General features: G+C 42.1%; 24 protein-coding genes. All 24 read right to left on the bottom strand.

The features are described from left to right. Nucleotides 1–15: 15 nt before the first annotated feature. Complete coding sequence (locus MUF05_05830; GenBank protein ID MCU0666593.1) at nucleotides 16–1,152, bottom strand: alanine--glyoxylate aminotransferase family protein; 1,137 nt, start codon at nucleotides 1,150–1,152, stop codon at nucleotides 16–18. A gap of 138 nt (nucleotides 1,153–1,290) precedes the next feature. Further along, on the bottom strand, nucleotides 1,291–1,866 hold the full coding sequence (gene clpP / locus MUF05_05825) for an ATP-dependent Clp endopeptidase proteolytic subunit ClpP (protein MCU0666592.1): 576 nt from the start codon (nucleotides 1,864–1,866) through the stop codon (nucleotides 1,291–1,293). A 41-nt stretch (nucleotides 1,867–1,907) separates the two neighbouring features. Then, nucleotides 1,908–2,780 (bottom strand): hypothetical protein, encoded by an 873-nt coding sequence (locus MUF05_05820; protein MCU0666591.1) that lies wholly within the window; start codon nucleotides 2,778–2,780, stop codon nucleotides 1,908–1,910. 38 nt (nucleotides 2,781–2,818) lie between these two features. Continuing rightward, nucleotides 2,819–3,541, bottom strand: coding sequence for an LPS export ABC transporter ATP-binding protein (gene lptB, locus MUF05_05815; protein ID MCU0666590.1), 723 nt, complete (start codon nucleotides 3,539–3,541; stop codon nucleotides 2,819–2,821). A gap of 11 nt (nucleotides 3,542–3,552) precedes the next feature. Continuing rightward, on the bottom strand, nucleotides 3,553–4,479 hold the full coding sequence (gene lptC / locus MUF05_05810) for an LPS export ABC transporter periplasmic protein LptC (GenBank protein MCU0666589.1): 927 nt from the start codon (nucleotides 4,477–4,479) through the stop codon (nucleotides 3,553–3,555). Further along, a complete protein-coding gene (locus tag MUF05_05805; GenBank protein ID MCU0666588.1) occupies nucleotides 4,469–4,996 on the bottom strand; it encodes an HAD-IIIA family hydrolase in 528 nt (175 codons plus the stop codon). Before MUF05_05805 ends, lptC begins: the two co-directional genes overlap by 11 nt. A gap of 58 nt (nucleotides 4,997–5,054) precedes the next feature. Then, nucleotides 5,055–6,023, bottom strand: coding sequence for a KpsF/GutQ family sugar-phosphate isomerase (locus MUF05_05800; protein ID MCU0666587.1), 969 nt, complete (start codon nucleotides 6,021–6,023; stop codon nucleotides 5,055–5,057). Beyond that, complete coding sequence (gene kdsA / locus MUF05_05795; GenBank protein ID MCU0666586.1) at nucleotides 6,023–6,835, bottom strand: 3-deoxy-8-phosphooctulonate synthase; 813 nt, start codon at nucleotides 6,833–6,835, stop codon at nucleotides 6,023–6,025. The genes MUF05_05800 and kdsA overlap by 1 nt, the downstream gene beginning before the upstream one ends. 100 nt (nucleotides 6,836–6,935) lie before the next feature. Further along, entirely contained in the window at nucleotides 6,936–7,676 is a 741-nt protein-coding gene (kdsB, locus tag MUF05_05790; protein MCU0666585.1) for a 3-deoxy-manno-octulosonate cytidylyltransferase, read from the bottom strand. A gap of 165 nt (nucleotides 7,677–7,841) precedes the next feature. Continuing rightward, nucleotides 7,842–8,870 carry a D-glycero-beta-D-manno-heptose-7-phosphate kinase gene (rfaE1, locus tag MUF05_05785; GenBank protein MCU0666584.1) on the bottom strand — a complete coding sequence of 343 codons (1,029 nt, stop codon included), beginning with the start codon at nucleotides 8,868–8,870 and terminating at the stop codon, nucleotides 7,842–7,844. A gap of 76 nt (nucleotides 8,871–8,946) precedes the next feature. Then, nucleotides 8,947–10,962, bottom strand: a complete 2,016-nt coding sequence (waaF, locus tag MUF05_05780; protein MCU0666583.1) for a lipopolysaccharide heptosyltransferase II — start codon at nucleotides 10,960–10,962, stop codon at nucleotides 8,947–8,949. After that, entirely contained in the window at nucleotides 10,944–11,957 is a 1,014-nt protein-coding gene (gene waaF / locus MUF05_05775) for a lipopolysaccharide heptosyltransferase II (GenBank protein ID MCU0666582.1), read from the bottom strand. Before waaF (MUF05_05775) ends, waaF (MUF05_05780) begins: the two co-directional genes overlap by 19 nt. After that, on the bottom strand, nucleotides 11,947–12,759 hold the full coding sequence (locus MUF05_05770; protein MCU0666581.1) for a polysaccharide deacetylase family protein: 813 nt from the start codon (nucleotides 12,757–12,759) through the stop codon (nucleotides 11,947–11,949). The genes waaF (MUF05_05775) and MUF05_05770 overlap by 11 nt, the downstream gene beginning before the upstream one ends. Further along, the gene (locus MUF05_05765) at nucleotides 12,744–13,841 is read right to left on the bottom strand and encodes a glycosyltransferase family 4 protein (protein MCU0666580.1); all 1,098 of its coding nucleotides are present in this window, start codon (nucleotides 13,839–13,841) and stop codon (nucleotides 12,744–12,746) included. The genes MUF05_05770 and MUF05_05765 overlap by 16 nt, the downstream gene beginning before the upstream one ends. Before the next feature lie 195 nt (nucleotides 13,842–14,036). Further along, on the bottom strand, nucleotides 14,037–16,124 hold the full coding sequence (gene waaF / locus MUF05_05760; GenBank protein MCU0666579.1) for a lipopolysaccharide heptosyltransferase II: 2,088 nt from the start codon (nucleotides 16,122–16,124) through the stop codon (nucleotides 14,037–14,039). Next, nucleotides 16,121–18,061 carry a mitochondrial fission ELM1 family protein gene (locus tag MUF05_05755; GenBank protein MCU0666578.1) on the bottom strand — a complete coding sequence of 647 codons (1,941 nt, stop codon included), beginning with the start codon at nucleotides 18,059–18,061 and terminating at the stop codon, nucleotides 16,121–16,123. The genes waaF (MUF05_05760) and MUF05_05755 overlap by 4 nt, the downstream gene beginning before the upstream one ends. 2 nt (nucleotides 18,062–18,063) lie before the next feature. After that, entirely contained in the window at nucleotides 18,064–19,089 is a 1,026-nt protein-coding gene (lpxK, locus tag MUF05_05750; GenBank protein MCU0666577.1) for a tetraacyldisaccharide 4'-kinase, read from the bottom strand. A gap of 4 nt (nucleotides 19,090–19,093) precedes the next feature. After that, nucleotides 19,094–19,507, bottom strand: a complete 414-nt coding sequence (locus tag MUF05_05745) for a hypothetical protein (protein ID MCU0666576.1) — start codon at nucleotides 19,505–19,507, stop codon at nucleotides 19,094–19,096. An 11-nt stretch (nucleotides 19,508–19,518) separates the two neighbouring features. Then, complete coding sequence (locus tag MUF05_05740; GenBank protein ID MCU0666575.1) at nucleotides 19,519–20,769, bottom strand: 3-deoxy-D-manno-octulosonic acid transferase; 1,251 nt, start codon at nucleotides 20,767–20,769, stop codon at nucleotides 19,519–19,521. Nucleotides 20,770–20,981: 212 nt separating this feature from the next. Next, nucleotides 20,982–21,851: a tyrosine recombinase XerC gene (xerC, locus tag MUF05_05735; GenBank protein MCU0666574.1), complete on the bottom strand. Its 870-nt coding sequence runs from the start codon at nucleotides 21,849–21,851 to the stop codon at nucleotides 20,982–20,984. Next, nucleotides 21,851–23,827 (bottom strand): type I DNA topoisomerase, encoded by a 1,977-nt coding sequence (gene topA, locus MUF05_05730; GenBank protein ID MCU0666573.1) that lies wholly within the window; start codon nucleotides 23,825–23,827, stop codon nucleotides 21,851–21,853. Before topA ends, xerC begins: the two co-directional genes overlap by 1 nt. Nucleotides 23,828–23,919: 92 nt before the next feature. Then, nucleotides 23,920–24,285, bottom strand: coding sequence for a four helix bundle protein (locus tag MUF05_05725; GenBank protein MCU0666572.1), 366 nt, complete (start codon nucleotides 24,283–24,285; stop codon nucleotides 23,920–23,922). A 28-nt stretch (nucleotides 24,286–24,313) separates the two neighbouring features. Further along, complete coding sequence (gene dprA / locus MUF05_05720; protein ID MCU0666571.1) at nucleotides 24,314–25,414, bottom strand: DNA-processing protein DprA; 1,101 nt, start codon at nucleotides 25,412–25,414, stop codon at nucleotides 24,314–24,316. 88 nt (nucleotides 25,415–25,502) lie between these two features. Next, nucleotides 25,503–26,060, bottom strand: coding sequence for a shikimate kinase (locus MUF05_05715; GenBank protein MCU0666570.1), 558 nt, complete (start codon nucleotides 26,058–26,060; stop codon nucleotides 25,503–25,505). Nucleotides 26,061–26,077: the final 17 nt, after the last annotated feature.

Raw genomic sequence — 26,077 nt, 5'->3', positions numbered from 1 at the left:
AAGAGAAACAAGGAATTATTTTAGAAACACCTCTTGAGCGGCTTTTAAACCAGCGCCCAGATTAAACTTATAGCCCATCTGCGCTAAAACTTTTTCAAGGCAGGCTACGCAAAGTATAATATCAAATTCCGTAATATACCCCATATGCGCGATTCTAAAAACTTTGCCTTTTAACTCCGCCTGGCCTCCGGCAATAGTAACTCCATGAACATCACGCATAGTCTTGACTAATTTCTCTCCATCTATGCCTTGCGGGACTTTCACTGCCGTGACTACATCGCTAGCGGCTGTTGGAGAAAAAAGTTCCAAACCCAAACCCTGCATGGCATTTCTTGTGGCATCGGCCATTTTCTTATGACGGGAGAAAATATTCTCAATCCCATCCTGACGCATGATCTTTAAGGCCTCATTTAAAGCAATGACAACCGGTATCCCGGGAGTAAACGGTGTATCGGTAGACGCCCAGGCCTTTTTAGCCTGTTTCAAATTAAAATAATACTTGGGCAGTTTCGCGGCTTCTATTTTCTCCCAGGCTTTTTTGCTTACGGAAATAAACGCTAATCCCGGAGGAAGCATTAAGCCTTTTTGAGAACCTGAAACAACTACGTCACAGCCCCAGGCATCAGTTTTTAAATCAATCGCGCCCAGCCCGCTTATGGCATCAACCACCAACACCGCGTTAGAATTCTTTACTACCTTGCCTATGGCTTCAATATCGTTTGTGACACCGGTTGATGTTTCGCAAAGAGTGGTAAATACCGCTTTTATATTCGGGTTTGCTTTTAGTTTATCCTGTATAACTTTTGGGTCAACTGCTTTACCCCATTCCACGCTTATAACTTCCGGGTTCACGCCGTAGGCCTTGCATAATTCTGTCCAGCGCTCGCCGAATTTACCTGTTTCCACGCAAATAACAGCGTCTTGCGCGGACAAAAGATTAACCACTGCTGATTCCATGGCTCCTGTCCCAGAAGAAGTAAGAATGAAAACATCTTCGGTAGTCTGGAAAATATACTTTAGCCCCTCGCCAGCTTCTTTTAGAATCTCTTGGAACTGAGGAGTGCGATGATGAATGATCGGACGCGCCATTGCTTCACAAACTTCTGGCGGTAAAGGTGTCGGACCGGGAGTCAATAAATAATTCTTCTTCATAAAAATACCTCCTTAAGAAATATGGGTGGGTTTTGGGTTGTGGGATGTGAGTTTAGAATGAGGCTGCGTTGTGAGGAAAAATATTCTTTCCATCCACACCCTCACCCCATACTCATTACTCATACCCCACTACTAATCCTATTTCTTATTGCTTACAATAACCTCATCCACTAAACCGTAGTTTTTAGCTTCTTCTGCGGACATAAAATAATCGCGGTCAGTATCTTTTTCTATCTTTTCAAGCGGCTGCGAAGTATGGAAACTTAAAATCTGATTTATTTTCTCGCGCATATGCAGAATTTCTTTAGCGTGGATAGAAATATCGCTTGCGGCACCTTGCACGCCTCCCCAAGGCTGATGGATCATTACCCTTGAATGCGGCAGAGAAAAACGCTTACCCTTTGTGCCCGCAGCCAAAAGAAGCGCCCCCATACTGGCAGCTTGCCCCACGCAATAAGTAGCCACATCGCACTTGACAAAACGCATAGTATCATAGATGGCAAGCCCTGCGGTGACCGATCCTCCGGGAGAATTAACGTAAATATTTATATCCTTTGAAGAATCTTCCATCTGCAAGAAAAGCATCTGGGCGATAATTAAATTTGCCACGGTATCATCAATGGGCGTTCCAATAAAAAGAACACGGTCTTTTAAAAGACGGGAGTAAATATCATAGGCTCTCTCATAGCCGCGAGCAGTCTGCTCTATGACCATGGGAACTAACACTTGATTCTGACTCATAATGGCCTCCTATATTAGTTGCTCCACTGCGCGTTTTTAAACAAAAACTCCATCACTTTCTGCGGCATGTGTTGCTTAGGGTCAATCTTTTCTTCCTTTGCTATCGCAGATAAAACCAGATAATTCTTCACTTCTTCCGCAGCCTTTGGCTTTAAAGATTCAATCATTTCTTTTTCATGGGAATTAATCTGGTCTTTAGGCATGCCCCGAAGCGCTAAATCCACTTTGGCCTGCTTCAACATTTCCTCCAGCTGGCGGTCTATCATCACCTGCGGGACCTTAAAATCAAGCTGCTTGGTAATATCCTCTATGACCTGGGCCTCTATTTTTTGGCGCTGCTGGTTTTCTTTATTGACAAAAATCTGCCTCTCGAGGGCTTTCTCTAACGCCTTAAGGTCAGGATAACATAAGCCTTTGGCAAAATCGTCATCCACAACATCTGCCTTACGCTGCTCTTTTAGCGAATCTATCTGGCGTTTTAACTCATCTGCGGTTACTTCTATCGCGGGGTATTTTACGGATAACCCCTTGTATTTATTTAATTTTATTTCCGGCACCACTTCAACAACAGCCTTAAAAGAAATATTTTCTCTGTCCAGATTAACTTCGCTTATCTGCGGCAGATCCACAACCGCGATAGATTCTTTTTCTACCGCCTGGTCATAAAGCTCTGGTATAAGCTCCTGAATCACCTGCTGATGAGCATAAGCGGAGAAATCCTTTTCTAACATATCACGCGGCACATGCCCCTGCCTAAAACCGGGGACCTTGGCTTCCTGCCCGATCTTCTTAAACACATCCTCAAACTTATTTTTAACAACTTCACCGGTTACTTTAATGCCTATTTCAACTTTGTTATCCTGCATCTTCTTAACTTCCGTATTCATTTCCAATACACTCAACCTTTCTTTTTTGTTTTTAATTCTTACATCCTGAATTTCTCGCCTAAATAGATCTGACGCGCTTGGGGGTTGTTGATCAACTCGCTGGCTGATCCAGAAATAAGAATTTTCCCCTCGGCAATCAAATACGCGCGGTCGGTAATAGAAAGCGTCTCGCGCACGTTATGATCCGTAAGAAGGATCCCTAATCCCATGTCTCTTAACTCTCTTATAATGCCCTGCGCCTCATTGACCACTATCGGGTCTATGCCGGAAAAAGGCTCATCCAAAAGAATAAACGATGGGTTAGTGACAAGCGCCCTTGTGATCTCAAGCCTTCTTCTCTCGCCTCCGGATAATGTAAAAGCCTTGCTTTTGCGCAAATGGGCGATATTTAATTCATCCAATAATCTGTTAAGCCTGTTTCTTCTGTCCTGCCTGCTCAAAGGCAGGGTCTCTAAAATAGCCATAATATTATCTTCCACGGTCAGCTTGCGGAATATGGAAGCCTCTTGAGCCAGATACGCTATGCCATAATGTGAACGCACGTGTATGGGAAGAGAGGTAATATCATAATTATCAAAGATGATCTTGCCCTTGTCCGGATTGATAATGCCCACCACCATATAAAAAGTAGTGGTCTTCCCGGCGCCATTGGGGCCCAAAAGCCCGACTATCTCTCCGCGCTTGACTACCAAGTCTACGCCCTTGACTACTTCTCTTGCGTCATAGGACTTGCTTAAACCTTTTACCTCAAGAAGGCGCACGATAAAACTCCTTATTTTCCAGAAGGCATACTTAAATCATCAGTAGAAGAAAGCACCAATTGGGGCCTGCCGATTAAAACGATCTTTTTATCTCTCGCGTTGTAAACAGCCTGATCGCTGTAAGAAACATTTTCTCCGCGCACAATGCGCACATTGCCCTTACAGATTAAACTGTCTATTTTAGAATTATTCACCATCATCGCATCCTCGGGAGCAGGCTCATCGGATTTGACTTGAACAGCGGCTTTATCAGATGATGATTTCAAGAAATATATCTCCATCTTATCGCAGTATATCTGGGTATCATCTCTTATGACATGGACCTTATTTTCAAAGACCGCGACGTTCTTTTCATAGTTTATCTCTAAAGGGCCATCACAATTCACAACCACCTGTCCGGCCTTGCCTGAACCTGTAGACTGGTCCAATTTCACGGTCACATCTTTATTCAGATTAACTGTATTTAAATTCGGCTGGCCACTGGCACCCATAGCGGTAGCCATGATCCCGTCACGCTCTATATTGACTTTATCTTCGGTAGAAACAAGCTGTTTTTTTCTGTCCCACTCCAGGGAATCCGTGGTTAATTTCGCTCCGGAGCCAGTAGTAATCACCACATCCTTTTCCAGCTTTACCTTGCCCTCTTTCTTATCGAAATTTCCCTCTTTGGAAGTAATAGTGATATTATCTTCTTCGCCGTAAAGATTGCCCTTAACATCCTGAAGCGCAACTTCGTTTTCCAATAGGTCTGCGGATTTACCGGAAATCTCCCATGTTTTCTTGCCTTGATCGCCGTAACCGGATAAAGAAAAATCCCCGATCTGCTGGCCAGAACTATTCTGACTTTGGGCAAAAGAAGCTGATAGCTGAAAGCTGATAGCTGAAAGCTGAAAACTTAAAACACAGATTATTCTCCAGTAATGCTTATTATTTGTCATATATTTTAAGGATTTCTTCCCACTTACCTTGAGATTTTAAGATAAGTTCCGCTATTTCTCTGACCGCGCCTCTGCCGCCTTTTTTACTGGTCACAAAAACAGCCACATCTTTTATTTCCTGGCAGGCATTGGCAACAGCAACCGGAAAGCCGACTTTCTTCATAACCCCTAAATCCACCAGATCATCGCCGACAAAACAGATTTCTTCAGCGCAAACGTCATATTTCTTTAAAACTTTATCCAAAACTTTTGTCTTAGGGACTGTCCCGGCAAAAACCTCTGTTGCCTGCATGTCTTTGGCGCGGTGAAGAATAGTGCGCGAGGCCTTGGCAGAAACAAGGATGACCTTGATGCCTAACCTGTTCAAACAATACGCCCCAAGCCCGTCATGCACATCAAAGAACTTAGAATCCCTGCCCTTTGAATCATAAATGATCCGGCCGTCAGTAAGAACTCCGTCCACATCCAAAAGAAGAAACTTTACCTTGCTTGCCTTTTTAACAATGAATTCTTCCATTTGAAACCTCTGAATTTTACCACACCGATAATTAAAAGCAAGCGGTTTTTACCTTTGATCAAACCATGCCGGCTTTTATAATATCCTGAACATCTAAAAGCCCGATCGGCTTGCCGTGTTTGTCTACAACCGGCAGCTCATCAATCTTCTTTTCTTCAATAATGCGCATGGCTTCGGCCACAAGCATTTCTTGGGGGACTGTCTTGGGATTAGCGGTCATAACCTCTTTGACTTTACGGCTTGAAAGGTCTGAATCGGTTTCAAGGTGCCGGCGCAGGTCTCCATCAGTAAAAATACCGATCAGCCTGCCATTTTTCCCCACAACCGAAGCGCTTCCTGCGCGGGATTGGGTTATCTTCACTAAAACCCGGGCGACTTTCTCATTACCATCCACAACCGGATTATTTTTTCCTGTGCGCATAAGATCCGCCACTTTCAATAATAGCCTTCTGCCTAAAGATCCTCCCGGATGATAAAAAGCAAAATCTTTGGCCTTAAAACCTCTTAGCTCCAATAAACAAACTGCCAAGGCATCAGTCATGGCTAAAGTCGCGGTTGTAGAAGCGGTAGGAGCCAACCCTAAAGGACAGGCCTCTTTCTTGACAAAAACATCCAAAACCACGTCACTGTATTTTGCCAGGTCTGATTTTATATTTCCGGTAACAGCGATTATCTTAACCCCAATCTTCTTTAATAAAGGCAAAAGCTGTTTTATTTCACTGCTCTGCCCGCTGTAAGAAATAATTACTATGGTATCAAAACTTGCCACCTTCCCCAAATCACCGTGCGAGGCCTCAGCCAGGTGCAAAAATAAACTCGGGGTCCCGGTAGAGGCTAAAGTAGCGGAGAATTTCTGGGCGATAATGCCGGTTTTTCCCATGCCGCTTACTACTACTCTGCCTCTTGTCTTAAATAATATATCCAGCGCCTTTTGAAAACTTTTATTTACCTGCGGCCTTAAAGCAAGAATAGCCTTAGCCTCAATATCCAAAACTTCTTTGGCGCGTTTAATTTTATTTGCAATCATCATAATGCCTTTTCTATTTTTCTTGTTTGTTTAAGTATGAATTCTAAATTTTGCAGGCTAATCATGCTTGAAGCGTCACACAAAGCCTTATCCGGGTTAGGATGCACTTCCAGGAAGAGCCCATCGCAGCCAAAGGCGACTGCCGCGCGGCAAAGCCCGGGGACAAATTCCCGCTCTCCCCCAGAACAAGTGCCTTTCCCCGCGGGAAGCTGAATACTGTGAGTAGCGTCATAAATCACCGGATACCCTAAATCGCGCATGACTTTTAAACTTCTAAAATCCATCACTAAATTGTTATAGCCGAAACAAACGCCTCTTTCGGTTAAAATAATCTTTTTATTGCCAGTTGACTCGGCTTTCTTGATTATTGCCGCGATATCCCAGGGAGCGAGAAACTGCCCCTTTTTAATATTGACTATTTTTCCGGTAGAAGCGGCCGCCACAACCATATCGGTCTGACGGCATAAAAACGCCGGTATCTGAATAATATCAAGCACTCTTGAGGCTTTTTGCATGTCCTTGACGCAATGCACATCGCTTAAAACCGGAATCTTTAATTTACTTTTTACCTGCGCAAGAACCTCCAAGCCTTTATCTATCCCCGGCCCCCTAAAAGAATCCACCGACATGCGGTTGGCTTTGTCGTAGCTGGATTTGAAAATATAAGGGACATTATATTTAGCGGTAATATCCTTTATCCTTTTGGCGGTATCAAGGCACAGTTTCGCGGATTCAATGACACATGGCCCCGCGATTAAGACCATTTTTCCGCTGCCAATATTAATATTACCTACTTTTATCTGCCGCATCAGTTTACCCCCATAGTAAAAATCCCAATGTCAAGATCCCAATACTACCAATTAAATCCCAATTTCCAAATCCGGAAGATTTATTTGGATTTGGGATTTTTCATTAGTTCTTTTGCTCATTTAAGTAATGCTTTACTTTCTCCAAATCCTCTTGCGTGTCCACCCCGATAGTCTCAAACTTTGTCTCAAGGACTTTGATCTTGATGCCTTCTTCAAGCACCCTTAATTGCTCAAGCTTTTCAATGGCCTCCAAATTTGACACCGGAAGATTCTTATAGGTAAAAAGAAAATCCTTGGTATAACCGTAAAGCCCGATATGCTTGTAATAAAACGGCTCCTTGATCTTAGAGCTGGCAGCATGAAACGGTATAGGGCTTCTGGAGAAATATAAAGCAAAATCATTCTTGTCAGTGACCACTTTTACTACATGAGGGTCATTTATTTCTTCGGGATCCTCAATTTTCTTCTTCAGAGTTGCCATAGAGACATTTTTATTCTCTAACAAAGTGCGCGCCACTGTTTCTATCATCATCGGGTGGATCATCGGTTCATCACCCTGAATGTTTATCACGATTTTTACGTCTAAGAAATTTATTACTTCGCAAATCCTGTCAGAGCCGCTTGCGTGGTCTTTGGAGGTCATTACTGCCTTGGCGCCAAAACTCTCCGCGGCAATAAGGATCTTTTCATCATCGCAGGCAATAATAAGATCATCCAATATCTTGGCCTGTTTGGCGCGCTCCCAGACATACTGCAGCATCGGCTTGCCGTTTATATCCGCTAATACCTTGCCCTCTAAACGCGTGGAAGAAAACCTCGCCGGGATCACTCCTACAACATCCATTGTATTCTCACTTCCTCTTATAGAAGATTAATAACCAAACATCAAATCACAATAACCAAACACCGATAATTGTAAATAACCAAACATCAAATTCCAAACACCAAATAATACCCAATAATCAATAACCAATTACCCAAACAAGTTTGGTTATTGATTATTGAAAAACTATTCATGTTTCAATATTTTTTTTGTTAATTCTTTTCTATTTGTTACCGCTGTGCCTAATTTCCCAACCACAATGCCGGCGGCGAAATTAGAAATATAGGCGGCTTCTTCTTTATTCGCCCCGCAAGCAAGAGACAAAGTAAAAGTTCCAATTACCGTGTCCCCGGCGCCTGAAACATCAAAAACTTCTTGGGCTACCGTTGGTATATGTTTTCGGGATTTCCCTTTTTCAAATAAAAACATCCCGTCCTCGCCCAAAGTAACTAACAGCGATTCAAGGTTAAGATATTGCAGGATCATTCTCGCGGCCTGGTCAATATCCCCATGGGTAGCAAGCTTATCGTTATAAACTTTAAATTTATTTTCCTGATCTTTGATCTTAAGATACCTGACCGCGTTCTGGGTTTCTTTTCTGTTGGGAGTGATACAAGTAGCCCCTTTATAATATTCAAAATTGTCTTCTTTGGGGTCAACGGTCACGATCTTTTTATTTTTACGCGCTTCTTGCGTGATAAGCCGCAAAAGAAAGGGATCCAACAACCCCTTGCCATAATCTTCAATGATAACCGCGTCAAAATCCTTGATATTTTTCTGAATGAAGGCCTGCAATTTATCGCGCGTCTTCACCTTGATATTATGCGCATCTTCCCAATCCACGCGCACCACCTGCTGATGCCCGGCAATGATCCGGGTCTTTAAAATAGTGCGCCTGCCATCTTCAATAAAAATACCTCTTGTATTAATGTTTCTTTCTTTTAGCTTGGAAATAAGCGTTTTGGCCTGCAAATCGCTTCCCACAACCCCAAGCAAGGAAACTTTCCCCTCCAAAGCGCGCACGTTATTAGCCACATTGGCCGCGCCTCCGGGGACATAATTGCGCTTGTTCGCCCAGACTATCGGGACCGGAGCCTCTGGAGAAACCCTGTCCACATTTCCCCAGATATACTGGTCAAGGATCAAATCCCCGACAACCAGGATATTGGCCTTAGGGAATCTGGAAATAATCTTATTTAAGGTAGAAATATTCATCTTATTTGTATTATATTATTATGGCGACCTATAATTGTAACACAAATACTAGAAGGCGTAAAACAAAAAATAGCCCTTATTGCAAATTTATCAGCTTCTCTGCCAAAGCTACAACATCTCTTACAGTAATCGCCTTTAAGCAGGCAAAGCCTTTCTTGCAGTTATGCGCCAGGCAAACAGCACAATCATCAGGAGGATTATGCAGATAGGCGTTTTTTTCTCCCAAGGGTCCCCAGCGTTTGGGGCCCAGGCCAGGCTGATTCCTGCCAAAAATAGAAATTACCGGCGTGCCAACCGCGCAGGCAATATGCACCGGGCCGGAATCATTAGAGATAAACAGGCTTGCTCTTTTTAATAAACTTGCCAATTCCAGAAGATTAAGCCTGCCGCAGAGATTAATCGCTCTTAACTGCATCATATCTTTTATTTCTCTTCCTAAAGAAGCGTCTTTTTCTCCGGAAACAATCACTACTTTAAATTTATGTTTGGCGGCTAATTCTTCTGCTACAGAAGCAAAATTCTCTACTGGCCATATCTTAGAAGGACAGCTTGCTCCGGGATGAACCACAATATATCTTTCGCCTTTGTATATACCTTCGTTAACAATCAACCGCTCTATTTTTGCCTCTGACTCTTCTGACAAGGGCATAAAAAGCTTTTTATCTAAATCTTCCATCCCCAGATAACGCAACAGATCAAGATTGTATTCCAGCTCGTGTTTTTCGCCTAATTGCTTAGTATGTTTTAATTTATCCGTCAACAAAAATCCCAACTTGCGATTATAGCCTAAACGTTTTTTGATCCCTGCCAAGAAAAGCGCTATATGCACGCGGTTTACCGGATGCAGCACGATTGCCAAATCAAAATTCTTTTGGCGCAACTGCTTAGCAAGTTCCCGGGTGCCTTTGAAATCTTTATGCTTTTTATCTTTGTCATAAATAATCACTTCATCAAGACACGGATTAAGCTCTAATACCTGCTTAAGCGGCTCGCAGGCTAACATCGCGATATAACTTTGCGCAAACGCAGCTCGTAAATTCATGATTACTGGCGTAGAAAGCAAAACATCCCCAATCCTATCCGTCCTGCAAACCAATATTCTTTTGTATTGGCATCGTTGTTGCGTTTGTTCAGAATTCTGAATTCTGAATTCTGAATTCAAGATTTCCCTGACCTGCCTTAACACGTCTTCCGGCTGGATTATTTTCATGCATTGTATCGTGCCGAATTGACACTGCGCTTTTTCACAGGGCCGGCAGAAAACATCTTTTTTAACTGTTCTTGATAAACTTGACCATGCCCCGTATTTATTTTCATCGGTCGGCCCGAAGATTGCTACTGTAGGAGCGTCTAAATAACTTGCAAAATGCAAACAAGCGCTGTCATTAGTAATTACAAAAGCGGCTTGACGCATTAAAGATGCCAATTGATTAAAATCGGTTTTCCCGATAAGATTAGTGATCTCGCATTTACAGCAAGAAACAATCTTCTCGCCTATCGGGATATCCTGCTTATCTCCGACTAAAACAATGCGCATCTTAAATTCTTTGGCTAAATCCCCGATAAGAACGCTAAATTTATCTTCACTCCAACGCTTAATATGGCTTCGTGCTCCCGGGCAGATAACAATCACCTTATCCTCTGAAGATGCCTTAGCCAAAGGCATAGAACAGGCTGGCGCGTTATAATCCAACTGCGGCATTAATTTCTTCAAAAGCCCAAGATGCTTTTCCCTGCGGTGCAGATTTTTACTGGCAAAAAGCGTTAAAAAAGGCGACACGCTGTAGCGCGCCGGCAAGAATAATCCAAAGACGCTGTTTCTTAAGTCTACGACAAGATCAAAACGCGCCCGGCTTAAGGTAAAAAATAATTTTATCTTTTCTTTTAACTTGGCATGCTTATTATAGGGAATAAATTCATCTACCGCGGGGCTTTTCGATAAAATCTCTCCCGGACGAGGCGAGCAGATAGCGGTAATCTTGGCACTTGGAAAATTATGGCGCAGGACATCCAAAACCGGAAGTGTTAAAACCACATCTCCGATATTGCTTAAACTTATAAATAAAATTTTCTTTATAGTATCTTTTTGCATTCTCTTAAAACATCCTCCGGGGTTATTGCGCGCATACAGCGGTTATCGCTACAATCCAAATCATAACAGGGAATTTTGCACCCAGAATCTTTCTGAAGAACAACTACATTGTTTAACGGAAACGGGCCGGTAATATTAATATCAGTCGGCCCAAAAAGCGCGATAATTTTCTTGGCGCCTACGGCGTTAGCAATGTGCAAGGGGCCGCTATCAGCAGAAATAAATAAATTTAATTTCTTAAAAAGCGCGGCGGATTGTTTTAAATTCATCCCGCAAGACACAACAGGCCTGCCTATCATAAGTTTGCCTATTTCGCCAGCAAGCTTAAGGTCATCAGGGCTGCCGGTAATAACTACTTTAGCGTTATAATCATTGATTAACCTGTCGGCTAAGCCTGCCCAATATTGCTTAGGCCAGCGCTTTAAAAGCCAGTTGCCTGCGGGGTTAAGCCCCACTATAAGGTCATCCGAGTTTAGAGAATTGCGCTTGAGAAAATCTGCAACAAAAATTTCGTCTTCATCGTTTATAAAAAATTCCAGAAACCTATCCTCTACCCTTAAGCCTGACTTTTCAAGAATATTCAGGTAATAATCAATCCGGTGCAATGAATCTTTCTTAGGCAAGGGAATCTTTTTATCAAGAAGAAACCCGCGGTGTTTGGTATTATAGCCGATTATTTGCTTAATTCCGGCTAACCTTAAGATCAAAGCCCTTGTTAATGAGCCGTGCAAAAGAATACCCATATCAAATCTCTTGCCGGCAAGCGTTTTTATAAAGGAAATCTTGGCAAGCAAACTTTTATGCCGGTCTTGCTCGTCATAGATAATAATCTGGTCTAAATTTGGGTTACCCTTTAACACCGGATAACAGCGGCTTGGGATAACGCAAGCGATAAAACTTTTGGGGTAATTACGCCTTAAATTACGGATAGAGGCAGTAGAAAAAAGCACATCCCCCAGCCAATTTACGTTAAATACCAATATTCTATCTGGCATGCTTTCTTTGTTTTTTGTCTTTGCGCGATTCCACGATATAGTTATATAATCCGGTAAGCTTAATGGCAAAAGATAAATCCCTGAACTTAACCTCTGAAACCCGGACGCGTTTTATGGCGAAGATATCATCATTAGGATAATTTACTCCCGGGGTAGTGGCAACTGCTGCGGCGTAACCGGCGTCAATTACCATTTGTCGGATAGGCGCAGTAAACTTTCCTTCGGGATAACTGAAGAATTTCACCTGTGCGCCTAATCTATTCTCCAATATTCTCTTGGATTCAACGATCTGCCTTTTTTGCTCAAAAGGCTGAAGGTTTGTCAAAGGCTCTGTGCCGAGGCAGTGGCTGCCAAAAGTAACAAGCCCTGAATCTTGCATAAGCTTAATCTGCCTCCAGTTAAGCTTTTGCGGATTTACCCCCGCCTCATCCACAATAATAAATATAGTTACCGGAAAATTGTATTTCTTCAAGATGGGAAACGCGTAATGCAGATTATCATTATATCCGTCGTCAAAAGTAATAGCTATTGTCTTAGCTGGTATTTTCTCTTTACGCTTAATTAACTCTGTCAAAGCCTGAAGGGTTACAACTTTATATTGATGCTTATGCAAAAAACGCATCTGGGCGGCAAAGGTAACATCTCTGATCGCTGCCTTATAGCGGCTTTCCGCTTGAGGATAGACCATATGATACATAAGCACAACCGGCGCGTATTTATCCTTAAAGAACATCCCTAAACCAAGAATTAACCCGCCGATAAAAATAAATAAAACACAAATCGTAATCAGGAATTTACGCATTCTTTATAAACCCTTTCTGTTTGAAGCGCCATTTTACTCTGCGAAAAGTTAGCGCAGATGAATTCGCGCGCGTTTACCCCCAGCAATTCTCTTTCTCTTTTGTCCTCGAGAAGGCGAATAATCGCAGCCGACAAGCCGCTGACGTCTGCCGCAGCCACCAATAAACCGTTTTCCCCATGGCAGATCAGGGTCTTAATGCCTCCTACGGAAGAACCAATAACCGCCTTGCCCATACACATCGCCTCCATCAGGCTTAGGCCTAATCCCTCCTGCAAAGAAGAAAGCACAAATATATCCATCACCGATAAGACATCTCTTGTGTCTTTAACATTGGGAACAAAAAATACGCTTTTAGCTATTCCCAGCTGTTGAACCAGCCTCTCAAGGCTTGTTTTTATCTTTCCCTCTCCTGCGATAAGCAGCTTCGCCTGGGGGAATTTCTCTACAACCCTCTGCATCGCCCGGATAAGATAGACATGGCCCTTAACTTCAGATAATCTTGCCACAATCCCTACTACCGGGCCTTCCCCAAGTCCGAATTTTATTTTTTGCTGACAGTTAACAGTTGACAGCTGAAAGCTAAACTTAGCTATATCGATACCGTTGGCGATAAGTTCAATATTGTCCTCGGGAACATTAAAATCTTGCACAAGATGATCTTTTACTTGACTGCTTACAGCAATAACACAAACACCCCAGCAAGGGAATATCCGGCGCAACAATCTCTTCTTGAAAAACCCGTGGCAGGTAGAAACAAATGGCTTTCCTGAAAACCGGCTTAATAAACACGCCAAGACTTGTGTTACCCGCGTATTGGCATGAATAATCTGGATATTTTTCTTTTTTATTTCCGGAAAAAGCTTAAAAAAACTAACCAAAACATTAATGCTTAATTCGGCTTTAGTCTTAAGCGGAACACGGATATAACCGAATCTTTCTTGCTCAAGAGCCGAAACAAGCTCTCCGCTACCGGAAGCAACATAAATATTATGGCCTAATTTCTTTAAACCCTTGGCAAGTGTCAAGATGTAGCTTGAAATGCCTCCGGTATTAAAGTGATTGGCTAAAAGTAAGATATTCATAGCCCTCTTCTATCCACGAGTTACCAAAAAAATAGTTATAAACTAAAAGCGTAAAACGTAAAGCGAAAAACGAAAACTTAAAATTAAAAACTAAAAACAAATACATTACATTTTGCACTTTACGCTTTAACCTTTTCGTTTTTAAGGTTTTGAATTTTTAATTATGGTTTTTAGCTTTTAGCTTTGAATTTTTAGCTAAAGTAACTCCTCCACCGCTTCCACTATTTCTTCAGCAGTTATCATCTTCATGCATCGCGCCTTAGCGCAATGCGGTTTATAACAAGGCGAGCAACTTAAATCTTTTCTGATAAGCTTATATTTGCCCGAAGCATGCATATGGCGCTTAGGGTCAGTTGGCCCGAACAAAGCCACGAAAGAAGTTTCCGCCGCAGAAGCAATATGCAAAGGCGCCGAATCCGGCGAAATAAATACCGCGCACTTCTTGATCAAAGAAGCTAATTGATTAATACTGGTCTTGCCGCAGGCGTTAATGACTTTGGCGTTCTTGGCTATACTGATCAGGTTTTCCGCAAGCATCTTATCCTTTTCTTCACCGCAAACTACAACCCTTATTTTCTTCTGCTCCAACTGCTCACAAACCTTAGCAATGGTAGCAAGCGGAAGATTCTTACTCTGCCATCTGGTGCTGGCGCTTAAATTAATCCCGACAAGTTTTTGATGGTAACTTAACCATTGAGAACCTAAAAACTGCTCTATATATTCCCTGTCTTTCTGGTCTGGCCAGACCTGAAGGCGCGGGTTTTCTAATTTTATTCCCAACGGCTCAAGTATCTTGAATTGATGCTCAAGCGCAGGATAATGGCCTTTATTTTGTTTTACCCCCCGGTTTAAAAGAAAACCAAATTTCCTATCAGAATAACCATAACGATACAAGCTTAAAGTCAAATATGAAAGCAGGTGGCTGGTGCGGTTATTCTGCAGGTCGATAACCATATCAAACTGGCTTTTCCTTAATCTTTTACCCAAACGCCACAGGCCTTTTAAGCCTTTGTCGCGGTTTTTAAAATCACAAACTAAAAGTTCTTCTATGTAAGGGCAGTGAAAAAGCAGGTCCCTGCATTTCTCGCCCACTAAGAAACTTATCTTATAATTTGCAGGCAATTTACTGCGGATCTGATTTATGGCATAAGTAGAAAGAATAACGTCTCCTATGGAGCCGATCTTAATAATAAGCGCCCTTTTCTCTGAAAGCGCCTCTTTGTACACTTCCAGAGTTTTCTCTACCATAAGTTCCAATGTATATTTTTCTTTTAATTTATCGTAAGCAGCTTTTGCCAGCGAAGAGGCGAAATCTTTGTCCTTATAAATCTTAAGAAGCGCCTCTGATATGGCCTGGGGGCTGGATACAGGCACTAATACCCCGGTCTTTTGATCATCGATCACATCTACCACGCCTCCGACTTTGGTAGCTACAACCGGCACGCCACAAGCTTGCGCCTCAATGATCGCCCTGCCAAAGGCCTCTTGGGTAACAGTAGGCAGCACAACCGCGTCAAGCCCTTTGAGCACTCCCGGAATATCCCTCTGCACGCCTAAGAAATCCGTGCAATGCCAAAGCCCAAGCCTTCGCACTAAAACCTGCAGCTGTTCTTTATAAGCTAACTTTGATTCCGGGGCATCGCCTACTATCCATATCTTTAAATGCGGCACATGCTTGCTTAGTTTATGCATTGCCTTTATAAAATCCATATGCCCCTTGATCGGAGTTATGCGCGCGATGATCCCGACGTTAAAGACCTTTTTGCGCTTGGGCCCTGGGTCGGCATATTGAAATTTGTCCAAAGAAACACTTCGCGCGATAAGGCGCACGCGCTCGTGAGGGACATTAAAATCATGGATCATCCTATGGGCAATGGCGTTACTTAAAACTATTACGCGCTTGCCCCAGCCCATAACATAACTAAAGGGATGCTTGCTATAAAAACCATGACAGGTAGTTACAAACACTGCTGCTGTCATGCGGCAGGCAAAAAAAGCGCTCCATGCCGGAGCCCTAGAGCGCGCATGCACAATATCAATTTCTTCCTTGCGGATAATTTCTGCTAAGGCGCGGGTTGACTTAAATATCGCCCAAAGAGATTTCTCATGCACCGGCAGAAAATAGTGTTTTACGCCACAGGCTTCTAATTCTTTGACTAATTCTCCCCCGGCTGAAACAACTATTGCCTTGTGCCCCAACTTAACAAGTTCCCGGGCCAAATCTACGGTGCCGGTCTCAACACCCCCTACACGAAGCTGTGGTAAAACTTGAAGTACGTTCATAATGTGCGCTCCAGAATTTCAGTGATTTTCTTTTTATCATCTAACACAGGATTGTCCTTTTTAACAAATAAATTTTCTATTTCCTCTTTTACCTTGTCCGGCTCAACATAAGAAATAAAACCTTTCTTTTTTAAATTAGCAAGAAATCTATTATGCTTATCGCTTAAGCCCGGGCTTTGGAAAACTATTACCTTTTTTCCAGAACTGGCTGCCTCGGAAACCATAGAAATACTTTCCGCAGAGCAAATAACCACACTAGATAAACCTAAAATCCCTCCCAAAGCAAAAGAAAAATTATTTTGATTGGCAATGATCAAAATAGCATCCGGCGAATCTTTTAATTTTTCACGGATGGCCTCTTCTATTTTTGAACTTGTGCGCCGGGAAGTAGTAAGTAAGATCCGCGCGCCCAAAACTTTGGCTTGTTCTTTTACCTTTTCAAGGACAAAAGAAACTTTATCTGCATCAAGAAAGAATCCCTTTGAATCTCCGCCGATTAAAACTCCTAAGAAATTATCATTAGAGCCTTCAAGCTTAAATTCCTTTCGGAATTTCTCCGCCTGCTCTTTCAGGTATTTTGCATTTACTAAGTTTAACGCGCCTTCAGTAATTGCCACGTTCTTTCTTTCTGCTAAACGGTCATGGCGGGGGGCAATCACCAGATTAAAACGCGACAAACTTAAGAAACCGGGGCGCATGATCGCTACTGATTTAGAAAGGTTTTGGCGGGCAACAAGAAAATTTATCCCTGCCAGAGAAGAACCCGCGGAAATAACCACATCGGGCTTTTCTTTCCAAAGATCAAGATAATTTTCATCTTTTAAAAAAGCCCTTAGGCACCAAAGGCAACCCTGACAACTAAATGGCCCGGAGAACAACAACCCTATTTTAAAAAGAAGCTCTTTAAATTTGCTCTTAAACTCTACAGGGATAATTTTGACACTGGCGGTAATACCTTTTTTCAGGAAAACCTCCTGCACAAGTTCTGCCGCAGCGCGCGATTGGTTTAAATGGCCGGCCTTGGCGTCGCTTAAGACAAGGATATTCTTCTTGTTAGAATATTTCCAGATCTTATTCAGCCAAAGATAATCATAGGGATACTGATAAACAATCTTTTCTAAGATCCTAACTATGTGCTCCAAGTTATCGCGCATATCCCTGTCTTCATCTTGAGAATGCTTAGGTTCAATGGGGGGCCGGACAATCACTTTCTGATACGGACCCTTAATACGCGTAAAATAAACCGGCACGATCAACGCCCCATATTTACGGGCAAATTTCACCGCTCCAATTCCCATAGACGAAGGCTTGCCTAAAAAATCTATCAATACGCCGTTTTTCCCGCCCTGGTCCACCGTCATGCCTACAGATTCCTTATCTTTTAAGATTTGAATAAATTGGCGTAATTGATTTTCCCGATGGATGATCCTGCAGGATTTTGACTGCCGATGTTGATTTAAAAGATTATCCAAATGCGGCAGGCTTTGGTCCCTGACAAAAACACTAAAATTAATCCCTAAATTAGCGCAGATAATATTAGAAAGTTCCCAGTTACCGGCATGCACTGCCAGAAATATAACCGGCCTGTCGCTTTTGGCTGCCGTATCCACATTTTCCCACCCCTCAAAACTTATATATTTATCTATGTATTTCCTGTCCACCTTGGGGATAAGAAAAAGCTCAATCACGGTCTGCCCCAGATGCGCGTAAAACCTAGCTGTTATCTTCTTTACCTGACAGGGCGCCATGTTTTCACCCATAGCGGTTTTTATATTTGCAAAAACCAAACAGCGGTGCCTATGGTCAAAGGTATAAACAATGCCCCCGAGTATCCGGCCCAAGAAAAGCGCTAAAGGCACAGGGATGGCCCTTAAAACAGGGCCAAAGAACCTTAAAATAATATAAGCGCTGTAGTCTATAATAGAATTTTTTTTCATTATTAACTATTTTCCAACTTTAAGTTAAACTTATCCTGGCCAGATAGAACCACAGGTTCAATAGCTAAAACATATACCGGCAGATTCATATCGTCATGTTTTAAAAAAGAAAGCCGCGCGGCATCTTTTTCCGTGGTCAGAATAAACTCTGCGCCAGCTTCTTTTGCCTTCCCGGATATCTGCGCAATATCTTTTAAGCAATACTGATAGTGATCCGCAAAAATAAGTTCATCCAATATCTGCGCCTGGCATTCTAAGAGGCTTTTACGAAAAGATTCTGGCCGGGCGATACCGCAAAAAGAGACTATTTTTCTTGCTCTTAAGATACCGATGTCATTTATTTTCTTAGGCAGCCAAACCGGAAACACATAAACAGGCTTATATTGTATATCTAAAACAATCCCGGAAGGATTTAAGGCAAGAAGTTTACGCTTTAGATCTTGAGTATCAAAGTCTTCGATTTTATTCAACACCAAAACATCCGCTCTTTCAAGAGACCCTAACGGCTCACGTAAAATTCCTGCTGGTAAAACTTTTTTGTTTCCAAAAGGAAATCCGGCATCCAAAGTAACAATCTCCAAATCTTTTTTAATCCCCCACTGTTGAAATCCATCATCCAATATTACTGTATCCGCGCCAAGGCTTATTGCCTTTTTTATTGCGCGCGCGCGATTTTTATCCAAGATTACCGCCAGGATAAGATCACCCAACTTCTCCTGAAGCATGCGCGGCTCATCCGAAATATCATTTTTATTCAAACGATACCCTCGTGAAACTACCGCCACTTTTTTCCCTAGGCTTGATAATCTGCGGCAAAGAAATTGCACAAAAACAGTTTTTCCCGTGCCGCCTAAAGTAATATTGCCCACGCTTATAACCTTACAGGCAAATTCCTGCTGATTAGCTCGGCGTAACCGGCTAATAAGAAGAATAAACACTGTATAAACTAAAGAGAATACCCAAAGAACAGCCTCGAGAAAAAGGTTTCTTCTTTTACCGGTAATTATTTCATAAAGATACTTACGCATATTCTTATTTTAAGAAATTATCCAGTTTCCAATAAACTAACTTTACGCTTGCGTTTTCCGTAATTTTTATCTCTGATTCCTTGCCTAAAGTAACTACCGCATGCCAAATACCTTTCTTAAGTATAACCGGCCTGTCCAAAAGAAAACATTCTATACGGCTTTTGTTCTTGGAAGTAGCTAAATAAATAAGGCTTTTGCCTTTTACCGGCTCAAAGGTTTCATAGGTATCCGGATGCGCCTCCATGGTATCAATTTTCTTATCCCGAAGCACTAAATACGCCACCCTCCAGCCAACAGGCCTGTTTTCGCTTAAGACAATACAGAAAAGATTCTTCTTGGCCTGATTGCGGCTTAAAGAATAATCAATAATTTTGCCAAAACCTTGGAAATTACTAGCGGTGATTTTCTTTACTTTCATAATTTTCCCTTCTAAAGATAGTCTTTAATGACTCTTAAGTTGTTTTCTGCGGCCCCCCGGCCGGCTAAAACAAGTTGTTTGGCTTTTTCACCCAAGCTTAAGGCTTTCTGCGGATAAGATAACAGATCTTTCAAAGATGCAACTAGTTGATCTTCATTTGCCACGCCGATTACCGCTTCTTTATCTAAAAATAATTTAGCGATACCGCGGAAATTAAACATAAAGGGGCCAAACAATACCGGTTTTCCTAAAATTGCCGGCTCTAAAATATTATGCCCGCCGTTTTTAGTTAAACTTCCTCCCATAAAAACAACATCAGAAATAGCATAATAATCCATGAGCTTGCCGATAGTATCCAAGATCAAAATTTCTTTCGCGCCTTTTGGCTTATCCATTTTAGAGATAAGCTGCGCGCTTAATCCTTTTTTCTCCACGATACGTTTAACCTCTGATGACCTCTCCGGATGACGGGGGGCAATGACCAAGCGCAAGGAAGAAAAATCCGGGAGCAATTTTTGATAAACTCTCAACAATTGCTCCTCTTCCCCGGGGTGCGTGGAAGCCGCAACCAAAACAGGAACACCGCTCTTTATCCCAAGGGCTTGCCGCAAATAAACCTCTTGCCCTGAAGACTGTTTTATCTCTACGTCAAACTTAAGGTTACCAGTAACCTTAATCTTATCTTTGCCCACTCCTATTTGCTCAAGACGCCAAGCATCAAGATCCGTCTGCGCGCAGAAAATACTGATTTTTCTTAGTATCGCCTTAAAGAAAAATCTCATAATCTGATACCTGCCGAAAGATCGGTCAGATATGCGGGCATTGACTACGGCTACCGGTATTTTGTGCCGCCAAAACCCCTGAATAAGATTGGGCCAAAGTTCAGTTTCAGCAACAACTAAAAGTGCTGGTTTGATCCTTTGGATGAACCTTTCCACAGAGAAACTAAAATCCAAAGGAAGATAAATCACCTTATCCACAGAAACAATCTGTCGGGCAACCTTATTGCCGGTAGCAGTAACCGTAGAAATAATGATTTCTTTATTTGGATAGGCGGATTTAAGCTTAAGAATAAACGCGCGCATAGCCATAACCTCGCCCACGCTTACCGCGTGTATCCAAATGGGGTTATTGAATTTAAGTTCCTGCGCTAAAAAGCCAAGGCGCATCCATAAACCCCGATGCAGCTTGCCTTTTACAGCTAAAACCGGCAAAGAAACAAGCGCGTATAATAAGAATATAATATTATATATCACAGCCATAGGGAGTTAATTATACCACTAAAATGGCCGGAGGGGGACAAAAAATTGGCAATAACCCATATCCAAATCCAAATCACCAAACAAATTCCAATTACCAATTTTACAATAACCAAACCTGTTTGATAAATTGGTACTTGGTTATTGGTGTTTATTTGGTTATTGGTGCTTGATAATTGGCTATTTAATTACTCAGCGATTCTTTGAAAGGCGCATTAAGCCCGGGGATGGGCTTTGTCGTAGACGCTTTTTAAGCGTTCTGTGGTAAGATGGGTGTAGATTTGAGTAGTAGACAGATTAGCGTGCCCCAAAAGCTCCTGCACGCTTCTTAGGTCTGCGCCGCGGTTTAAAAGGTGCGTGGCAAAAGAATGCCTTAAGGTATGCGGGCTAATCCCTTTTTTAGCTGCTGTTAGGCGCAGGTATTTACCCACTATATCACGCACTCCTCTGTCAGTAATGCGCCTGCCGTTTTTATTTAAGAAGACCGCTGCCACCATACTTGCTCGATGCACCAGATAATTACGAATAGCAGAAATAGCATGGTCTCCGATAGGGACAATGCGCTCTTTCTTGCCCTTACCGCGCACCTTAATCACGCAACCGATAAAGTCAACATCCTCTTGGTTAAGCCCCACTAATTCCGAAATACGCATACCGGTGCTGTAAAAAGTTTCAATAATCGCCAAGTCCCGATATGATAATTTATCATCTTGATCCTTAGGAATAACCGAAGAAATCAATCTTGTCACTTCCTCTTCAGTCATAAATTGCGGCAGATGCTTATCAAGTTTAGGGCTTGATATACTTAATGCCGGGTTAGTCTTGATATGCCCTTCGCGGGTTAGGAATTTAAAAAATGAGCGCAAAGTGGAAAGATGCCTGCCCATGGTGCGGCTTTGCATGCTTTTCTCTTTTAGGGTGGCTAAGTATTTACGCAAAGTAAGATAATCCACGCTTTCAAGGCTTTTCTCGCCTAAGAATTTCATGAAATCGTTTAAATCCAGGGAATAATTAAGAAGCGTATGGCGGGAGTAGTTTCTTTCAATTTCCAGATAACGCAGGAATTTATCAACGTAACGATCCATTACTCTTTACTTTCCTCTTCCTCGCCCGGCAAATCTTTAGAAACAAACCGGCATTTAGGAAAATTGGAACAGCCGTAAAACAGGCCCCGCCTTGAGTGCCGCTCGATCAACTCTCCCCCGCAATCTTTTTCCGGACATTTTACTTTGGTAGTAATAGATTTAGAAAAGGTACATTCCGGATAAGCGCAACAACTCAAAAACTTACCGCGCCTGCCCCATTTAATTACCATAGGCTTGCCGCATTTTTCACAAGTTTCCTCGGTCTTAACCACTTCCTTCTTAATATTATTCTGGGCAAAATCAAGCGACTCTTTGAATGGCTTATAAAAATCATTTAAGACTTTTTCTTTTTCAAACTGCCCCTCTTCAATTTCATCAAGCTCCTCTTCCATAAGAGCGGTAAAATTTAAATCCATGATCTTGGGAAAATACTCCACCAGCATATCGGAAACCTTCATCCCTAATTCCGTGGGGAAAAAATATCCTCTGATGCGGCGCATATAATCACGCAAGATAAGCGTCTGAATGATCGGGGCGTAAGTAGAAGGCCTGCCAATGCCGTCTTCTTCAAGCGCCTTAACTAAAGAGCTATCCGAAAAACGCGCCGGAGGCTTGGTAAAATGCTGGGAAGGATCAAGCTTTAACAGGTCAAGCGCTTCTTCTTTCACAAAAGAAGGCATCTGTTTTTCTTTGTCCTCATCTTCGTCTTTCTTGTCATACATCGCCAAGAATCCGTCAAAGGTAATCTTTGACCCGGAAGCCGAAAACAAATATTTCCCGGCTTGGATATCAACGCTGGTGGTAAGATAAACTGCCGGGTTCATTTGGCTGGAAACAAAACGCCGGTAAATCAATTCATATAATTTATACTGCTCTGGGGTAAGGTAATCCTTTAATTCTTCGGGGGTTTTGGAAATCAATGTCGGGCGGATTGCTTCATGCGCTTCCTGCGCGTGTTTTTTTACTTTATAAATATTGGGCTCTTGCGGAAGATACTGTTGCCCAAATTTCTCCTGTATAAATTTACGTACCGCGGTAATTGCCTCTGGGGCTACCCGCGGAGAATCTGTACGCATATAGGTAATTAGCCCCACGACCTCTTCATGGCCGATATCCACGCCTTCATAAAGCTGCTGGGCAATTAACATAGTCTTAGCGCCGTTAAATTTCAAACGGTTAAACGAATCCTGCTGAAGGGTACTTGTGATAAAAGGCGGCAAGGGATTGCGCCTTTTTTCTTTTTGCTCTACGTCACTTACAATGAATTTCTGATTTTTGATATCTGAAACTAGAGCATCAGCCTCTTCTTTATTTACTATTTTTACTTTTTTATCATCTGCCTTATCTAACTTAGCAATAAAGACTTCGCCGGAATCTTTCTTTTTAAGTTCTGCCTCAACATCCCAATATTCCTGCGGGACAAATTTCTGGATCTCTCTTTCTCTCTCTACGATAATCCTTAAGGCCACAGACTGCACGCGTCCGGCGCTTAAGCCGCGGGTAATCTTTTTCCAAAGTAGCGGGCTTAAAAAATACCCCACGATCCTATCCAGTACGCGCCGTCCAGCCTGCGCCTCAACCATATTTTTGTCAAATTCCCGGGCATGAGAAAAAGCTTCTTTTACTGCCGATGAGGTGATCTCATGGAAAACTACACGCATGACTTTCTTGACTTTGCCTAAGCGCTCTTTAATATGAAAACCTATCGCCTCTCCTTCGCGGTCAGGGTCGGTAGCGATATACACGCAATCTTTTTCCTTGGCCTGCTTCTTAAGATCGGTTAAAACTTTTTTGCGCGAAGGAATCACCACATATTCAGCTTCAAAATTTTTCTCAATATCCACCCCTAAACTTTTCTGCGGCAGGTCAATCACATGCCCCATAGTAGAAACTACTTCAAAATCACCGCCTAAAATCTTGGTGATAGTGCGCGCTTTGGTGGGAGACTCAACAATAACTAGATTCTTTTTAGGCATTTATATCTCCTTCAAGTAATAAATTAAATAACCAATTACCAAATTCCAAACATCAAATAATCACCAATTAACAAAAAAAGCAAATAACCAAACTAAGAAACCTTACCAGCTATAGCAGAAAAAATCTTCTTTAGCTGCATTGCTTCTTGTAAAGCTTTATCAATATCACAAGCCAAAGAAGAATTTTCTTCTTTTAAAAGTTGAAGCCAATAATACGCTTCTTTGGCTTCCCTTCTCGTAATTAAAATACGATGAGTAAAATCTTTTTTACTCAAAGCATCGTTTGCTTCACGATAATTTGCCCCTACAGAGCCACTAGAACGTACTAACTGACTTATAAGTTCAATATTTGTAGCATTGCGAGGAACCTTCTTGCAAAGCTGTATTACCGTCTTGCTAAATTCTAACGTTCTATCTTCTAAATCAAACGTATGTTTGGTTATTGGAGCTTGCAACATTGGTTATTATTTGGTTATTGGCATTTGGTTATTGATTATTTTTAATGAATTGTTTTCCCGGAAGCTCTTTAATAAGTTTCTTTACTTGCAATGTTAAGAGTATCTCACAGGCGCGCGAGATATTCAAGTTTGTTTTTTCCAAGATATCATCCAAAACAACCGGCTGATCTGAAATTAAATCATATAAACCCGCGTCCTGCGGGTCAGGCGCAGGGATTTTAAGCCTGTTTTTGATTTCCTTTCTGGGCATGTTTCTTAATAAAGGAAGCTTTAACTCTTCCAAGATATCTTCTTTGCTGCAAACTAATTTTGCTCCCTGCTGGATTAATTTATTTGGGCCCAAAGATAAAGACGAATCAATTTTTCCGGGCAGGCAAAACACATCTCTTCCTTGCTCAAGGGCAAAATCCGCGGTAATTAACGCTCCGCTATTTTGCGCGGCTTCTATAACTAGTGTTCCAAGAGACAAGCCGCTTATCACACGGTTTCTGCGCGGAAAGTTTCCCCTTAGCGGCTGTGCCGCTAAGGGGAATTCAGAAATAACTGCGCCATTTTGAGCTATTTTTTCCGCCAATTCTTTATTTTCCGCTGGATAAATATGATTAAACCCGCTTCCGATAACTGCAATAGTGCGTCCATGGGCTTTTAACGCCCCTTGATGCGCAGAAGTATCAACTCCGCGTGCCATTCCAGAAACAATAGTTACGCCGTCTTTGGCTAAATCAAAAGAAAACTTTTCTGCTTGAGATAATCCGTAAAAGGAAGCCCTGCGGCTTCCTACTACACCTATGGCGGATTTATCTTCCTCTTCTAGATTGCCTTTTACGTAAAGCACAATCGGGGGGCTGGGAATATTTTTTAGATTTTCCGGATAATCCGCGTCATCTAAGGTAATAATTTCTAAACCCAACTTCTCTGCAGCTTCTAATTCTTTATCTAAATCTTCTTTTTTAAATGCGTGAATTCTATCAGCAATCTTTTGACTAACTCCAGCAATACGCATCAATTGGCCAGGGCTGGCAGTAAAAATATCCTCAAGGCGATCAAAATAATCCAAGAGCCGGCCCAAGCGCACGCTCCCAATCTCGCCAATCATGTTCAAACTTACTAAAACTTCGAGTTTAGTCATTCCATCAGCTTTCAGTCGTCAGCTATCAGCTTTCAGATAAATAAAGTAAAAAAGTGAGACCATAATTCAAAACGCAAAATTCTTAATTTTACGCTATAGCTTTGCGCTTTACGTTTTTAATTCTACGCTTATGTTTTTTCACCTGTGACTTTGTGGCTTTGATGATTTTTTGTGCCACTTGCTCCACCGATAATTTTGAGGTATCAACTGTTTTATGCGCCAAAGCATAATATTTAGCGCGAGACGCTAATAATTCCTTAATCCGTGCCTTGGGATCAGGGACATTTAGTAACGGACGGTCTTTATTTCCAGAGACTCTCTTTAAAATTACGCTTGGCGAGGCGCAAAGACAAATAACTTTACCGGTTTCTTTCATAATCGCAATATTAGCTTTATCAAGGACGATCCCACCCCCACAGGAAACCACGAAATTCTTTTCCTTGGCCACTTCCTTAAGCGCTTCTTTTTCTATCCTGCGAAAATAAACCTCTCCCTCTTTAGCAAAAATATCCGCAATCAACCTCTTCTGACGAAGTTGAATAAAATCATCCAAATCTAAAAACTTCCAGCGTTTGGACTTTGCTAAAAGATTTCCTACTGTAGTTTTGCCTGTACCCATGAAGCCGACTAAATAAATATTATTCATATTATGCTATAGGTTAC

This window comes from Candidatus Omnitrophota bacterium, from assembly GCA_025453395.1.
GTDB lineage: Bacteria > Omnitrophota > Gorgyraeia > Gygaellales > Profunditerraquicolaceae > JAlOQK01.
This window is presented reverse-complemented; position numbering and strand designations above follow the sequence as displayed.

What these genes read in the sequence shown, in the direction of transcription:
- MUF05_05830 (MCU0666593.1), bottom strand. Translation starts at nt 1,152, where the DNA reads ATGAAGAAGAATTATTTATTGACTCCCGGTCCGACACCTTTACCGCCA.
- kdsB (MCU0666585.1), bottom strand. Translation starts at nt 7,676, where the DNA reads ATGGATGTTGTAGGAGTGATCCCGGCGAGGTTTTCTTCCACGCGTTTA.
- MUF05_05715 (MCU0666570.1), bottom strand. Translation starts at nt 26,060, where the DNA reads ATGAATAATATTTATTTAGTCGGCTTCATGGGTACAGGCAAAACTACA.
- dprA (MCU0666571.1), bottom strand. Translation starts at nt 25,414, where the DNA reads ATGACTAAACTCGAAGTTTTAGTAAGTTTGAACATGATTGGCGAGATT.
- clpP (MCU0666592.1), bottom strand. Translation starts at nt 1,866, where the DNA reads ATGGTCATAGAGCAGACTGCTCGCGGCTATGAGAGAGCCTATGATATT.
- waaF (MCU0666583.1), bottom strand. Translation starts at nt 10,962, where the DNA reads ATGCAAAAAGATACTATAAAGAAAATTTTATTTATAAGTTTAAGCAAT.
- MUF05_05805 (MCU0666588.1), bottom strand. Translation starts at nt 4,996, where the DNA reads ATGGAAGAATTCATTGTTAAAAAGGCAAGCAAGGTAAAGTTTCTTCTT.
- MUF05_05745 (MCU0666576.1), bottom strand. Translation starts at nt 19,507, where the DNA reads ATGAAAGTAAAGAAAATCACCGCTAGTAATTTCCAAGGTTTTGGCAAA.
- xerC (MCU0666574.1), bottom strand. Translation starts at nt 21,851, where the DNA reads ATGGATCGTTACGTTGATAAATTCCTGCGTTATCTGGAAATTGAAAGA.
- MUF05_05770 (MCU0666581.1), bottom strand. Translation starts at nt 12,759, where the DNA reads ATGCGTAAATTCCTGATTACGATTTGTGTTTTATTTATTTTTATCGGC.
- waaF (MCU0666582.1), bottom strand. Translation starts at nt 11,957, where the DNA reads ATGCCAGATAGAATATTGGTATTTAACGTAAATTGGCTGGGGGATGTG.
- MUF05_05800 (MCU0666587.1), bottom strand. Translation starts at nt 6,023, where the DNA reads ATGATTGCAAATAAAATTAAACGCGCCAAAGAAGTTTTGGATATTGAG.
- rfaE1 (MCU0666584.1), bottom strand. Translation starts at nt 8,870, where the DNA reads ATGAATATTTCTACCTTAAATAAGATTATTTCCAGATTCCCTAAGGCC.
- MUF05_05740 (MCU0666575.1), bottom strand. Translation starts at nt 20,769, where the DNA reads ATGGCTGTGATATATAATATTATATTCTTATTATACGCGCTTGTTTCT.
- lpxK (MCU0666577.1), bottom strand. Translation starts at nt 19,089, where the DNA reads ATGCGTAAGTATCTTTATGAAATAATTACCGGTAAAAGAAGAAACCTT.
- MUF05_05725 (MCU0666572.1), bottom strand. Translation starts at nt 24,285, where the DNA reads ATGTTGCAAGCTCCAATAACCAAACATACGTTTGATTTAGAAGATAGA.
- MUF05_05765 (MCU0666580.1), bottom strand. Translation starts at nt 13,841, where the DNA reads ATGAATATCTTACTTTTAGCCAATCACTTTAATACCGGAGGCATTTCA.
- topA (MCU0666573.1), bottom strand. Translation starts at nt 23,827, where the DNA reads ATGCCTAAAAAGAATCTAGTTATTGTTGAGTCTCCCACCAAAGCGCGC.
- MUF05_05755 (MCU0666578.1), bottom strand. Translation starts at nt 18,061, where the DNA reads ATGAAAAAAAATTCTATTATAGACTACAGCGCTTATATTATTTTAAGG.
- waaF (MCU0666579.1), bottom strand. Translation starts at nt 16,124, where the DNA reads ATGAACGTACTTCAAGTTTTACCACAGCTTCGTGTAGGGGGTGTTGAG.
- MUF05_05820 (MCU0666591.1), bottom strand. Translation starts at nt 2,780, where the DNA reads ATGAATACGGAAGTTAAGAAGATGCAGGATAACAAAGTTGAAATAGGC.
- lptC (MCU0666589.1), bottom strand. Translation starts at nt 4,479, where the DNA reads ATGACAAATAATAAGCATTACTGGAGAATAATCTGTGTTTTAAGTTTT.